The sequence below is a fragment of the Paenibacillus mucilaginosus 3016 genome (assembly GCF_000250655.1).
In the GTDB taxonomy this organism is placed as follows: Bacteria; Bacillota; Bacilli; order Paenibacillales; family NBRC-103111; genus Paenibacillus_G; species Paenibacillus_G mucilaginosus.
In genome coordinates this window covers 1691425-1704761 of the sequence record NC_016935.1, presented here as the reverse complement: position 1 = coordinate 1704761, position 13337 = coordinate 1691425, and the positions used below count along the sequence as shown (strand labels likewise).

Annotated in this window: 12 protein-coding genes and 2 pseudogenes; 1 reads left to right on the top strand and 13 read right to left on the bottom strand. The window is 49.4% G+C overall.

All coding sequences use genetic code 11. The annotated features are described in order from the left end of the window. Positions 1 to 71: 71 nt before the first annotated feature. Together PM3016_RS07760 and PM3016_RS07755 are read right to left on the bottom strand one after the other, a co-directional pair. Positions 72 to 899 carry an NmrA family NAD(P)-binding protein gene (locus PM3016_RS07760; protein WP_014369034.1) on the bottom strand — a complete coding sequence of 276 codons (828 nt, stop codon included), beginning with the start codon at positions 897 to 899 and terminating at the stop codon, positions 72 to 74. Then, positions 896 to 1288, bottom strand: a complete 393-nt coding sequence (locus tag PM3016_RS07755) for a MerR family transcriptional regulator (RefSeq protein ID WP_420798953.1) — start codon at positions 1286 to 1288, stop codon at positions 896 to 898. The genes PM3016_RS07760 and PM3016_RS07755 overlap by 4 nt, the downstream gene beginning before the upstream one ends. A 146-nt stretch (positions 1289 to 1434) precedes the next feature. Between PM3016_RS07755 and PM3016_RS07750 the strand changes: the two genes are divergently transcribed. Continuing rightward, positions 1435 to 2217: a transposase gene (locus PM3016_RS07750; protein WP_014369032.1), complete on the top strand. Its 783-nt coding sequence runs from the start codon at positions 1435 to 1437 to the stop codon at positions 2215 to 2217. A gap of 856 nt (positions 2218 to 3073) precedes the next feature. Here the strand turns inward: PM3016_RS07750 and PM3016_RS07745 are convergent. The 11 genes and pseudogenes from PM3016_RS07745 to kdpB all read right to left on the bottom strand — a co-directional run bounded on the left by PM3016_RS07745 (position 3074) and on the right by kdpB (position 13332). Beyond that, positions 3074 to 3844, bottom strand: a complete 771-nt coding sequence (locus PM3016_RS07745) for an ABC transporter permease (RefSeq protein ID WP_014369031.1) — start codon at positions 3842 to 3844, stop codon at positions 3074 to 3076. Beyond that, positions 3844 to 4602, bottom strand: a complete 759-nt coding sequence (locus tag PM3016_RS07740; protein ID WP_014369030.1) for an ABC transporter ATP-binding protein — start codon at positions 4600 to 4602, stop codon at positions 3844 to 3846. The genes PM3016_RS07745 and PM3016_RS07740 overlap by 1 nt, the downstream gene beginning before the upstream one ends. Positions 4603 to 4641: 39 nt before the next feature. Beyond that, entirely contained in the window at positions 4642 to 4965 is a 324-nt protein-coding gene (locus PM3016_RS07735; RefSeq protein ID WP_014369029.1) for a DUF1048 domain-containing protein, read from the bottom strand. Between the two features lie 10 nt (positions 4966 to 4975). Further along, a pseudogene (locus PM3016_RS07730) lies at positions 4976 to 5327 on the bottom strand (DUF1048 domain-containing protein). Next, positions 5324 to 5632, bottom strand: coding sequence for a PadR family transcriptional regulator (locus PM3016_RS07725; protein WP_041619062.1), 309 nt, complete (start codon positions 5630 to 5632; stop codon positions 5324 to 5326). Before PM3016_RS07725 ends, PM3016_RS07730 begins: the two are co-directional and overlap by 4 nt. 179 nt (positions 5633 to 5811) lie before the next feature. Then, a pseudogene (locus PM3016_RS39410) lies at positions 5812 to 5959 on the bottom strand (Trk family potassium uptake protein); the annotation flags it as partial. 44 nt (positions 5960 to 6003) lie between these two features. Next, entirely contained in the window at positions 6004 to 6705 is a 702-nt protein-coding gene (locus PM3016_RS07720) for a response regulator (RefSeq protein WP_014369026.1), read from the bottom strand. Continuing rightward, positions 6702 to 8231, bottom strand: coding sequence for an ATP-binding protein (locus tag PM3016_RS07715; RefSeq protein WP_014369025.1), 1530 nt, complete (start codon positions 8229 to 8231; stop codon positions 6702 to 6704). Before PM3016_RS07715 ends, PM3016_RS07720 begins: the two co-directional genes overlap by 4 nt. A 77-nt stretch (positions 8232 to 8308) precedes the next feature. Continuing rightward, complete coding sequence (locus tag PM3016_RS07710) at positions 8309 to 10627, bottom strand: histidine kinase (protein WP_014369024.1); 2319 nt, start codon at positions 10625 to 10627, stop codon at positions 8309 to 8311. Positions 10628 to 10712: 85 nt separating this feature from the next. Beyond that, complete coding sequence (gene kdpC / locus PM3016_RS07705; RefSeq protein ID WP_014369023.1) at positions 10713 to 11282, bottom strand: potassium-transporting ATPase subunit KdpC; 570 nt, start codon at positions 11280 to 11282, stop codon at positions 10713 to 10715. Positions 11283 to 11301: 19 nt separating this feature from the next. Then, positions 11302 to 13332 (bottom strand): potassium-transporting ATPase subunit KdpB, encoded by a 2031-nt coding sequence (gene kdpB / locus PM3016_RS07700; RefSeq protein WP_014369022.1) that lies wholly within the window; start codon positions 13330 to 13332, stop codon positions 11302 to 11304. Positions 13333 to 13337 lie beyond the last annotated feature (5 nt).

Below are 13337 nucleotides of genomic sequence, written 5' to 3'. Positions count from 1 at the left end.
CCCCTGACCTCATAGTTACCAGAGATGCACTCAGACACGTTTTTCTATTTCACTACCTCGAAATAATAGATTCAAGAAACATCCGATATAAAAAATCCTGCATTCTCCTTAACCCACTCTGCGAAAGTATACGGCTTATGTCCTGTTACTTCCTCAACTGTCGACAAAACCTTATAAGCAGTTTTAGGCGGATTAAGGTGCCAACTAATCACGTAATCAATTGCATCCTCCTGAACACCCATTCTTCTCATCTGTTCACGTTCTTCTTCTTCGGAGCTCTCAATAAATTGAATTTCACGTCCGATAACCTCACTAATTATCCGGACTTTATCTGGAACCGACAAACTCTCAGGCCCTGTTAGTGTGTATATTTTACCTGAATGACCTTCCTCAGTTAGTGCAACCGCTGCGACTCTTCCAATATCCGCTTCATGAACAGAAGCAATTCGTGATCCTCCAAACATATCTCGAACAACCCCCACAGAGCGTATTGAGTTCGCCCATTTTCGTGCATTTGCCATAAATTCAAAGGCTTGAAGTTGAGTCCACTCCAGACTACTGGCCTCAATTGCCCTCTCAAAAGGGCCTTTCTCTCCGTTCCATAAAAGGGTAACCCTGCGTACCCCAGCCTTCTCAGCAAGTTCAACAATTTCTGGGCCTGTTTGTAACGGGGTATATTCAGCGCCTGTTGTAATTAAATGCATGCCGCTTATGCCAACCAACGCAGAAACTAGCGTACTTGGATCACTTAAATCTCCCGCAACAACCTCTACCTCATTAGGAAGATTGGCCTGCAGCGGATTACGTGTCAATGCACGCACCTTTTGCCCCTTTTGAATAAGTTGCTCCACGACGTGTCGCCCTACGGTTCCCGTTGCCCCTGTAACTAATATAGTCACTTGTTTTCCTCCTCCCGTTTTTGTACCATGTGATTGATTTTTTCGGCCAAATTGAACTTCGCTTCGGTTAATGCAGCTATTTGTTGATTGATCTCTTGCATTTTCGACTGATACATAAGCAGTAATTCCTCACAATAGACGTCCTTATCTTTATGCTCCTGATGCTCAGGATATTTGCAGAAGATGATGTCTTGAATTTGGTCCGTTGTAAGCCCTAACCCTAGATAGAGTTGAATTGCGTTTATGGAATCGATCACCTTTTCGTCATATTCCCTGTAATTATTTTCTTGACGAGATGCTTTGATCAATCCTTTCTCCTCATAATAGCGAATCGACCGGGCGCTAACGCCGGTTATTTTTCTTACCTTTCCTATCTTCAAAACGATCACCTCACAGCTTTGGAACACTTACTTTATTATAAAGTTTCACATTAGTGTAAAGGTCAAGAATGTTAAAAAAAACTACGGCTGATTAACTTACTAACTGCCCCCTCCAATGGGTAATTATCGGTACAGACCATTTGGAGGGATCTTTCATGAAAGCGAGAAGAGGGCTACCTCGAAATCGACTTATTCCTGAAAAAAGAATCTACTTCCGTCCCGAGCTGACACACTGCCCGGATTGCGGTACGAAGCTCAAGCGGCATCATACCGCTTCACATAAGATTGTAGCTACACTGAAGGGAATTTTAGATGTCTGGAATATGGCCTACCACTGCCCGAACGAAGCCTGCGGTAAATTGGAGCGTTATTTTCGTTCGGCTCAAGCGGACGCCCTATGTTTAAAACATACATCTTATGCTTATGACGTTCTTGTGCTTGTTGGAGAAATGCGCTTCAAACAGCATATGACGGTTACTGAAATATCCGAAGCGTTGACCCAGCGAGCGATTCCAACCTCCGAGCGCCATGCGATGCGTTTATACGAATGGTATCTAACTTTGCTTCGCGCTTCTTTAACCGATGATGTAAAGGAAGATTTAAAAAAAATCGTAAAGGAACATGGCGGCCTTCTCTTGTCTATGGATGGGGTTCAGCCCGAAAAAGGTAATGAAACGCTCTATGTTGTTCGCGAAGGATTTAGTGGTCGTATTTTAGCTGCCAAAAACCTGAAAAGCGGATCGTGCTCGGAGCTCAAAGCTCTGCTAAAGCCTGTTAAGGACTTGGATTATCCAGTTGTTGGGTTGGTAAGTGATGGCCAACGGTCGATCCGTATGGCTATGGAGGAAACATGGGGTGACACCCCTTACCAATATTGCCAGTACCACTATCTCAAAGATATTGCCAAGCCGGTAGTCGATTTTGGGACCGTAAACTGAAGACCCGAAGATTAAAAAAAGCTTGCGAGGTATTCGGGAAATTGAGAAACAGGTCGAGCACGAGTCCACTGTAGAAGCCGAAGTAGCCCGGGATTACCTGGCCGCCACACGCTCGCTGCTTTTGGAAGACGGCACCCCTCCCCTAGACTTGCCTGGTATTCGGATTTACGAAAATGCCCAAGCAGTAAAAGCTTCACTGGAGCAAAGTGAAGCAAAAAAAGGGGGCCTTCATTCCTGAGTAAAATAACCAAACTCTTCCGAAAGCTGCCGGAATTGACTGCTCAGTATGAAGCTGTAAAGCGTTGGCAGATCCCCATTCAGGAAACAGCCAGAATATTGGAGCCTGCCCTTGTAAAAGCGGACCAGAGTAGTGAAACGGTTCGATGGGAAATGGGCTGTCTGCTGTCTTGGATGCAGCAGACATACACTAGGACGGAGGATACGCCCCTCCTAACCAATTTTCAGAGTTACACTGAAGGTTTTTGGAAGGGGCTTTTTACGTGTTACGATACCCCGAATATTCCGAGAACGAATAACGACCACGAACGATTCTTTCGCCAAACCAAAACCAAGCACCGGCGTACAACTGGCCGCCGCAGTTGGAACGAACACATACTGCGTAGTGGGGAATTTGTTGTCCTTGTGGATGATGCCCTGAAGCAAAAAAACTTACTGCACCGTCTCCGATCTGTTCCCTACGACACTTTCTACAGAGAACGAAGTCGTTGGAAGGAACGATTGACTGAAACAACAAAACGGAGACGCTTCCGCCGTAACCCCGCGGCTTACCTCAGGCAAACTGAGGCCAAACTTTGTAAGTGGATTGGACAGCCGTAGAAAAAAAACAGCCACCTGGTTATGCTGCATTCCGTTTGTATGCGCGCACCGCAAATAGATATGCGATGATGATTATCCCTAAGCACCACGCTAAAGCGACCCAGATATCATTGCCTACCGGTGAATTTGACAGTAACGCACGGATGGTTTCTACGATAGACGTCACAGGCTGGTTTTCGGCAAAGGCGCGTACGACTAATGGCATCGTCTCGGTCGGCACGAACGCTGAGCTGATAAACGGCAGGAAGATCAACGGATAGGAAAAGGCACTTGCACCTTCCACTGTTTTTGCTGACAGTCCGGCAATGACCGCGACCCAAGTCAAAGCCAGCGTAAACAACACGAGTATACCGGCTACGGCAAGCCAAGACAGTACCCCTGCCGACGAACGGAATCCCATAATGAGCGCTACGAGAATGATGACGACAACAGAAATGACGTTGGATACCACCGATGTCAGCACATGCCCCCACAGCACAGTGGAACGCGCAATCGGCATGGAGTGGAACCGCTCAATGATGCCCCGTTGCTTATCCAAAAATAGGCGGTAAGCCACGTAGGCCACCCCGCTGGCAATAGCCATTAGCAGTATGCCTGGCAACAGGTAGTTCACATAGTTATCCGTACCGGTTTGGATTGCGCCGCCAAACACATAGACGAACAGCAGCATCATGGCAATCGGAGTGATGCAGACCGTGAAGATGGTGTCCATACTGCGGAAAATATGGCGCATGGAACGTCCAAGCATGACGCTCAAGTCACTGAAAAAATGGTTTTTTGCCACCTCCATTAGATGGCCTCCTTTTTACCGATGATGGCGAGGAATATTTCCTCTAATGTCGGCTGTTTTTCAACATACTCTACCTGCGTTTTCGGGAACAGCTTTTTCAATTCCGCAAGCGTGCCGCTGGCGATAATTCTGCCCTCGTGCAGAATGGAAATTCGGTCGGCAAGCTGCTCGGCTTCCTCCAAATACTGTGTGGTCAGGAATACCGTCGTGCCGCCGTCCGCCAGTTCCTTGACAATTTTCCAAACCTCGATGCGTGCCTCGGGGTCAAGCCCGGTGGTCGGCTCGTCGAGGAAAATGATTTGCGGTTTCCCCACAAGGCTCAAGGCGATGTCGAGCCTGCGGCGCATCCCCCCCGAATAAGTAGATGCCTTTCGGTTCGCGGCATCTGTCAAGCCGAAGCGCTTAAGCATATCGTCCGCAACCTGCCGCGGATTTTTAAGGTGCCGTAGCTTGGCGATTAAAATAAGATTCTCCCGCCCGGTCAAAATCTCGTCAACCGCGGCAAATTGCCCGGTCAAACTAATCGACTGTCGTACTGGGTCTGGCTTTGACGCAATATCAAATCCATTAACGGTGACGGTTCCGCTGTCCGGTTGGAGCAGTGTACTGAGAATTTTGACAACCGTTGTCTTGCCGGCCCCGTTGGAGCCGAGCAGGGCGAAAATGCTGCCCTTTTCTACCTCAAAATCGACGCCCTTTAGAACATGAAGTTTCTTGTAGGACTTTTGCAGACCTTTCACTTCAATCGCTTTTCCCATCCCGATATCCCCTCCATTATTTTTTATCCGCGGCCTATTTCATTTCTTGTTACCCTTTTGATCAATAGATTGTTGATAAATGTCAGCGTAAGTTTTTGAATCTTTGATGAGATCGTCGCAAAATGCCGCTACGTCTCTGCCCGTCACTTCGAGCACGCCTTTCCCCGAGGCCGCTCCCTCTTCAAAAAGATCGACGATTCCCGAGAGCAAACCCGTCCCTTCGGTTAGCTCGACAGGGCCGACCTTAAAGAAATATTTTTGAATTTCTTTATAAACGATCTGATAATCTTGCGGAAGCGCTTTGACACGCGCCACATGCGCTCGCCACTCTTTTTTGCCTTGGATGATATCGTGTATTTTCATAATTCCCCTCCTATTTTTTACCTATTTTTTTTGCAATATTATTGTTGAGCTGCTCGCGCCACTTGTCGCGATAAGACCTTTGCCCCTTCTTCGCCGGCCAGCGCCGAACAGAAGCCTTTGATATCGTCGCCCAAAACCTCTTGGACTCGCTGACCGTCAGCCGCCGTTTCTTCGAGAAGACCGAGCACGCCATCAAGAATTGGCATGAGGTTTCGACCGGTGAAATCGGAGTGCGGCCAAAGGTTGGCATTAATTTGTTTCCATGCCGTTTGATAATCAGCCGGGAGCTTTTTGGCTCGCGATTCAAAAGTTTTCATTTCTTTCGTCATGTCGCTGCCGGTGATTTTTTCCCAAAAATTCATGATTTCATCTCCTTTAACTCGTTCATTTTGGATGATACGAACTCCCATTTTCCCCAGAACCTTTGCAGCTCCTCACGCCCCGCGTCGTTGAGCGCGAAAAACTTTCGCGGCGGCCCCATGTCGGAGGGCTTTTTGGTTACTTCTACCAACTTGCTTTTTTCAAGCCGAATCAGGATGGTGTACACCGTTCCCTCCACAACATCAGTGAAGCCGAGGGCGTTCAGCCGCCGCGTAATTTCGTAGCCGTAGGTTTCTTTGCGGCTTATAATTTCGAGTACGCAGCCCTCAAGCACGCCTTTGAGCATTTCCGTTAAGTTTTCCAGCACAATCACCCTTCGCTATTCTGTAAGACTGGTATGCAGTGTTACTTACTACTTCTACATAGTATCACGCAGTAGCTGGTTTGTCAAAGCGTTTGTTTCTCAACTTGTCCGGCACTTCTTTATCCCATAAATCAAAAAGGCCGCGATTACCGCGACCAAATGAATAGAGTAGACATGGTCATGAATCCTAGTCCGCCAACTTGGATCATACACGCAATAATGATCTGCCCCGGGACAGACCAAAGGGCTGTCCCGAGTGACGAGCCCGGTTACGCATGTCGCGGATCTTGCCGTAAAAAATGCATCAATGTCTTTCCTCGAGATGAATCCTGGACCCTTGGTAATATTATCTGTCACTCAGGTGTAACAAATCGATATCCAATCCCGGATTCCGTCACAATCATCTTTGGCCGAGTTGGGTCCTCCTCGAGTTTCTTCCTTAAATGGCTAATATATACCCTTAGGTAGTGACTTTCGGATTCACTGTGGTGCCCGCCCCAAACTTGCTGCAGCAGCTGCCGCTGCGTGATAACCTTGTCGGCGTTAGTCGCTAATATTTTGAGCAGATCGTATTCCGTAGGTGTCAGCTTGACCCGCTCACCTCCAAGTACAACGTTCCTTTGCGATAAGTCTATGATCAGCTCGTTAAACTTCAAGACGGGTTCATGAACCGTTTTTGCTGCATGGCGAAGCGCAACACGTATCCGTGCAACCAGTTCACCCATGCTGAACGGCTTCGTGACATAATCATCCGCGCCTCCATCCAACGCTGCAATTTTATCTTCTTCCCGATCCTTGGCCGTAAGTACAATAACAGGTACACTCGACCATTCCCGTATCCGGTTTAGAACCTCCATGCCAGACAACCCGGGAAGCCCCAAGTCCAGCAGGATCAAATCGGGAGGCGCTCCGGAGGCCTTAATGATCCCATCTTCGCCGGTCTCCGACCCTTCAACCTGATAGTTGTGTGCTTGCAGCGTCACTTTAAGCAGCTTTCGAATTTGGGGCTCGTCATCGATGATAAGAATCCTCGTCCCTTTCTCTGTGGTCGTCATACTGGCGCCTGTTCCCCCTCTTCATGTATAAAAAATATCTTATCCTCATCACTAATTGGCAAACTGATCACGATTGACAACCCTTTTTCCCCGTTCGGTTTAGCCGAGATTGTTCCTCCATGCAGTTCGACAATTCCTTTGCAAATGGCAAGTCCCAAGCCAGTTCCGGTTATATGCTTCGACTTGTCTGCGCGATAAAATTTATCGAATATACGTTCCCGCTCCGATACTTCTATACCAATCCCTTGATCAGATACGGAGAAGAAGACCGCGTCCTCCTCTTTATTGACCATAATGTTAATTTCACTGCCATCAGGTGAATATTTAATCGCATTGCTAATGATATTCACCAATACCTGCTCGAGCAGTACCTCGTCACCTAAGATCAGCGGAACCTGCTTCAAGAATTGTACGCGTATTTTGCGATGCTGTTGAAAATCCTTCACCTGCTTGAGCGCGACGCCGATGATATCCTCTACATCGCACCATCTTTTGCGCAGACGGAGCATGCCGCTCTCGAGCTGCACCATACCGAGCAGGTTGGACACTAGACGATTCATCCGCAACGATCCGTCACGAATCGTTACGAGCAGCTCCATTCTGTCTTGCGGGGAGAACATACCCTCCCCTTCAATTAACGCCGTCGCAGAGCCAATGACCGTTGCGAGCGGCGTCCGTAGTTCATGGGAAACAGAATCCAGTATAGCCGTTCGAAGTCTCTCCGACTCCGCTGTCAAGTGCGCAAGCTTTGCTTCTTCGCTTAGTTTGACGCGCGCAATCGCACTAGCGGCGATCTCGCCTAACGCTTCCAGCAATTTTAACATATCCGATGAAGGAGCCGAGCTTCCCAGATTAACGCTCAAGACGCCGTAAATTTTCTCTTCGATCTTCAGCGGGATATAGCGCCCCGAGGCTTCTCGCAATGTCCCGGCTCCCTTGCCCGCATGCTCGCCATGCTGGTAAACCCATTTGGCAATCACCATTTCCGCTTCGCTTTGCGCCCATGCGGGCACTGGCATTGAATAAGAAGCGGGCTCCAATTCATCCCTTTCATTCGGTAAATAGATCACCGACTCGGATTGTACGGTATGCGACACCTTTAAGGTGATATGTTGAAGCAAGGCTTGAAAATCGGCGATCGCATTCATTTCTTTGCTTAATGCATACAACGATGCGGTGTAGGCCTCCCGCTGCTTCGAATAGTGCAGTTGATTTTTCAGCTTGGCGGCGAGCCCCCCCGTTAACGAGGCTACAAACAGGAATATGCCAAAGGAAACCACATAGCGAAGATCTGATACGGAGAAGCTCAGCTGCGGTGGGACAAAGAAAAAGTCAAAGGCCAGCACGCCCAGAACCGCCGCATAAAACGAAGCTCCTTTTCCTCCATAGACCGCACTAATTAACACCGGCAGCAAATAAACAAGCGCGATATTGACCAAATCGAATGCCGGTCCGAGCATATTCAGCACAAAGGTTAGTAGGATAATCGATAAGGTAACCCATAGATAAGAGCGTTGTTGTATCATGTAAAATCACATCCTACGAAGGATTGCTTGCTGCTTATATTCAGTATGACAGACTGGATGGAGAAGGCAAGCAACGGTCATCTTTCTTTCGGGACGAACCCTGAGACGACTAGCACATCCATGTGCCGTCCGTATTTAAGGATCGTTTTGACCGTATTCCCATATAGCATCCGCTCCCAAAACTTCATCTGGGATTGTCCGATGATCAATTGTGTGCTTTTGTTCACATTCGCTTGCTCCAGAAGCTTAACCGCTACTTGTCTGCGTCTCTCCATAACCTGCATGTTGAATATTCCACCGAGGCGCTGCGTTAGCTCCCGAAGATCCATAATCCGTTTCTGCTGCTCTTCAGGCAAATCTGCTTTCACGGCAATATAATGGACAACCCAATCGGCTTTCAAGCGATGGGCGATTCGGAAGCCTCTGCGGATCAGGCTTTCCGCCCGCGGGCTCAAGGTAACACAGACGAAAATAACCTCTTCACGCCTCCAGGGTCCTCTGAGGGAATCCCGCCGCTCCCATGCCTCAAGTCGTTCATCCACGTCATCGGCAATCTCACGCAGGGCAAGCTCACGAAGCGCAATCAGATTGCCTGTCTTGAAAAAATGATTCAACGCTTGCTCTACTTTATTACGCGCATAGATCTTCCCGTCGCGCAGCCGCTGTTGCAAGGCATTGGGGGCGACATCGATTAATTGCACTTCATCGGCCAAGCGGAGAATACGGTCCGGCACGGTTTCCCTTACTCTTACGCCTGTCAGCTGCTCAACCGCATCATTCAAGCTTTCGACATGCTGCACATTCATCGTGGAAATAACGGAAATACCCGCTTCCAGAATTTCGAGAATATCTTCATAACGTTTCTTATTCTTACTGCCGGGCACGTTGGTATGCGCAAGCTCATCCACAAGAACAACCTCGGGGTTTAGGCGGATAATGGCTTCCATATTCATTTCTTCCAATCGGGTTCCCCGGTAATCGCTAACTTGCCTTGGTATCGTAGTCAGGTCTCCAATCTGCTCGAACGTCTCTTTACGTCCATGCGTCTCCAGCAGTCCAATGACCACATCGATCCCTTTCTTAAGCAGAATGTTCCCTTCCTTGAGCATCGTGTACGTTTTCCCTACGCCCGGCGCAGCTCCGATATAGATCTTAAATGTCCCTCGCTTGATGCGGATGATTCGCTCCTTCACCTCGGAGCCGCTCAATCGTTTGTATATATTTGCGTCTGCTTTCTTTGTGATCGAAGTAGGTAGGATTCGCTCACCTTTCTGCTCGGCTGAATCGGCCATATAAAACAAATCCACATGGCGAGCAAGCTTCATAAGCGTATTGACCACCGATCCTCTCCACCATTCCTGCCAAGTTGTCTGCTTCGAGTGACCGAGTACGATCCGCGTCACTTTATTGTCGATCGCATAGTCCACGAGCTGTCTTGGCATCGCTCTGCGGCGCACGAAGGGGAGTTCGTCGAAGGAGACTTCCAGCTTCTCGGTCAACTTGACGATCGAGCGTTTGAAAGCGGTTTGCTCCTTCGATAACGGTTTCTTCGGATCTACGAACGTAACGACCAGCATATCCCCATTTAACCGTCTGGCAATTTGCTCACCGCGTCGTATATAAATGGATCCATTCCAATGGTATTGCGTCGACACCAATATACGTTCTGAAGCCCCCGAGGGACCGTTTAATCCAAGCGCCTCCCGGTGCTCTTCGAGCGATTCGTTCACATCCTCGGCAACGAGACGCAGCGCGAGTTCCCGAAGTTTGCCGAGGTTATCTCTTTTACTAAGCGAGGTGTGGGTGGCCTCCATTGCACCTTCTGAGAGACGTGCGAGTATGGACTCCGGCGTTACGTCGATAAGCCGAATTTCATCAGCCAGCTCCAAGGTGTCGGCTGGAACTGTTTCATCCACTTCGATCCCGGTCAGCCTCTGGGCCAGTTCCGTATACCCTTCCAACTCGTAAACATTGACCGTCGTGATGACACTGATGCCTTGCTTTAACAAATGCTGAATATCCTGGAGGCGCGTTCTAAACCTCGCCTCCATGCGATTACGGTGAGCAAGACCATCGACCAGAACCACTTCCGGGTTGCGCGCGAGCAGCGCTTCTATGTTCAGGTCCTTCTTCTCTACGCCGTCCTTTACCCAATGAATACTCGGCACCCTTTCCAAACACCCGATCTGCTCGATCGTCTCTTTCCGCTGCATGGTAGATACCGCACAAATCACGACATCGATCCCCCGTTGTTTGAGACTGTTGCCCTCTTGCAGCATATGATAGGTTTTGCCCGAGCCGCTGAACGGGCCGACATAAATCTTGAGCCGGCCTCGCTGCAGCTCAGAGATCGACTTTAAGATTTCCTCAGGGGTTTTCCTTCTGAATTCGTCCATGGAATCCTCCTGTTATACGGGTTTAGCGTTGCCTGCTAAAAAGTCAATTACCCCGCTAAAGTCGTACACTTTAGCGGGGTTGTATTTATTTCGTAAGCTCGGCCAAAGCCAGATTTAACTGCAGCACAAGGACCACCGGCTCGCCAAGGAATCCTAGCTCTCTTGCAGCTGTATGGTCCTTCACCAATTCCTGGAGCTTCTCTGCAGAAATTCCCGTCAGCTTGCTTATTCTCGGGATTTGCGCCTCGGCCGCTTCAGGACTGATGTGAGGATCCAGCCCGGAACCCGAGTTTGTGATCAGATCGATCGGCAGACGGCTAACCGGCACATCGGGATTTTCTTTCTTCCACGACTCGAGCGACTTCTGAACACGCGCTAGCAGATCTGGATGGGACGGGGCATAGTTGCCGCTCCCTGAGCCAGCTCCATTATATCCAATGGAAGATACGCGGCTCTGGAAATATTTCGGATCGACAAAGTGTTGTCCAATCAATTCCGACCCGATAACGTTCTGGTTTTCATCGTAGACCAAGCTTCCGTCTGCCTGATGGGGCATAACCGCTTGCGCAATGCCCGTCACGACAAGATTATAAAGAAGTCCGCATACCACCATAAGCACGAGACTTAATCGAATACTGCTCACAATCAATTTCATTGGTTTCCTTCCTTTCCCGTTATACCCACAGATGAACGACAAGATCGATCAATTTAATGCCTAGGAACGGCACGATTACGCCGCCCAAACCGTAAAAGAACAGATTGCGCTGCAGCAGCGCGGACGAAGACATGGGCTTATACGCTACCCCTTTCATCGCCAGCGGAATTAACAAGGGAATGATGACAGCATTGAAGATCAAAGCTGACAAGATCGCGGAATTCGGCGAACCTAGCCGCATAATATTCAAGGCGTCCATCTGCGGGATGGCCAGCATGAACATTGCAGGGATGATCGCAAAATATTTAGCGATATCGTTCGCAATACTGAATGTCGTCAATGCGCCGCGCGTCATCAGCAGCTGTTTGCCAATCGCCACGACTTCAATGATTTTAGATGGGTCCGAGTCCAGATCGACCATATTAGCCGCTTCTTTGGCAGCTACCGTTCCGCTGTTCATCGCTATGCCTACATCGGCCTGCGCCAACGCAGGCGCGTCATTGGTACCATCGCCCGTCATCGCAACTAGCTTGCCTTCCGCCTGCTCTTTGCGAATGACTGCAATCTTATCTTCCGGCTTGCTCTCGGCGATAAAATCATCTACGCCGGCCTCGATCGCGATTGTTGCTGCCGTCAACGGGTTATCACCCGTACACATGATCGTTTTAATCCCCATCCGGCGCATTTGTTCAAAACGTTCCTTCATGCCCGGTTTGACGGTATCCTTCAAGTAGATCAGGCCAAAAATCTCTTGATCGACGGCCACGGCAAGCGGCGTGCCGCCGGCTTTGGCAATTCGGTCGCTGCTTGGATCAAGGTCCTTCGGGATTTTACCGCCTTGGGCAACAATCCACTTTTTGACGGCATCGACGGCGCCTTTGCGCACCTTGCGGCCATCCTTCAGATCCATGCCGCTCATCCGGGTTTCAGCCTTGAATTCGAGAAATTCGGCCCCGTCTCCTACAGCGGCGTCATGTGTGAACCCTTGCTTCTTCATCAGTTCTAGTACGGAACGCCCCTCGGGCGTCTCGTCCTGAAGCGAGCTGATTGCCGCCCACGCAGCCGTTTCCTTCTCCTGATGTCCCCCGACGGGAATGAATTCGCTCGCCATCCGATTGCCGAACGTGATTGTGCCCGTCTTATCGAGAATAATCGTATTGATATCCCCTGCTGCCTCTACCGCTTTTCCGGACATCGCAAGCACATTGAACTGTGTTACGCGGTCCATGCCGGCAATACCAATCGCCGACAGCAGACCGCCAATTGTCGTCGGAATCAAACAGACGAGAAGCGCGATCAGCATCGGTATTTCCAAATTGACGTTCAAGTAGTTCCCGAAGAATGGAAGCGTCACGACAACAATGAAAAAGATTAAGGTCAAGCTTGTCAAAACGGTACTAAGCGCAATTTCGTTGGGAGTTTTCTGCCTTTTGGCGCCTTCAACGAGCGCGATCATACGATCAAGGAACGATTCCCCCGGGTCGCTCGTAATCCGCACCTTAATCTGGTCGCTGACGACACGCGTACCTCCGGTGACCGAACTGAAATCGCCGCCGGCCTCCTTAATAACAGGAGCCGACTCGCCTGTAATCGCGGATTCATCAACCGATGCAAGTCCCTCGATCACTTCGCCGTCGCCGGGAATCATCTCTCCTTGCGTGACAATAACGACATCGCCTTTGCGAAGCTCCGACGATACTACCTGCTTGATGGAATGGTGTCCGACGATTTTATTCGCCTTGATATCCTGCTTCGTTTTCTTTAGCGTGTCAGCCTGCGCCTTTCCCCGACCTTCTGCCAATGCTTCAGCAAAGTTCGCAAACAATACGGTGAACAGCAAAATCAGTGACACGACCAGGTTGTAGCCTCTTGAAACGGTACCGCCGAATAAATCCGGCACGAAAATCAGCAGCATTGTAATTAGAAAACCGATCTCTACAATGAACATGATCGGGTTCCGAACCATGACACGCGGATCTAGTTTCAGAAATGACTCCTTGACCGCTTTCTGAATAATCGCGCTGCTCATCATCGATTTTTTCTCTCTCATGGCTA

Excerpts from the sequence above, each read along its gene's own strand:
- kdpC (WP_014369023.1), bottom strand. The coding sequence starts at position 11,282 with ATGAAATTGATTGTGAGCAGTATTCGATTAAGTCTCGTGCTTATGGTG.
- PM3016_RS07740 (WP_014369030.1), bottom strand. The coding sequence starts at position 4,602 with ATGGGAAAAGCGATTGAAGTGAAAGGTCTGCAAAAGTCCTACAAGAAA.
- PM3016_RS07715 (WP_014369025.1), bottom strand. The coding sequence starts at position 8,231 with ATGATACAACAACGCTCTTATCTATGGGTTACCTTATCGATTATCCTA.
- PM3016_RS07745 (WP_014369031.1), bottom strand. The coding sequence starts at position 3,844 with ATGGAGGTGGCAAAAAACCATTTTTTCAGTGACTTGAGCGTCATGCTT.
- PM3016_RS07735 (WP_014369029.1), bottom strand. The coding sequence starts at position 4,965 with ATGAAAATACACGATATCATCCAAGGCAAAAAAGAGTGGCGAGCGCAT.
- PM3016_RS07725 (WP_041619062.1), bottom strand. The coding sequence starts at position 5,632 with ATGCTCAAAGGCGTGCTTGAGGGCTGCGTACTCGAAATTATAAGCCGC.
- kdpB (WP_014369022.1), bottom strand. The coding sequence starts at position 13,332 with ATGAGAGAGAAAAAATCGATGATGAGCAGCGCGATTATTCAGAAAGCG.
- PM3016_RS07710 (WP_014369024.1), bottom strand. The coding sequence starts at position 10,627 with ATGGACGAATTCAGAAGGAAAACCCCTGAGGAAATCTTAAAGTCGATC.
- PM3016_RS07720 (WP_014369026.1), bottom strand. The coding sequence starts at position 6,705 with ATGACGACCACAGAGAAAGGGACGAGGATTCTTATCATCGATGACGAG.
- PM3016_RS07750 (WP_014369032.1), top strand. The coding sequence starts at position 1,435 with ATGAAAGCGAGAAGAGGGCTACCTCGAAATCGACTTATTCCTGAAAAA.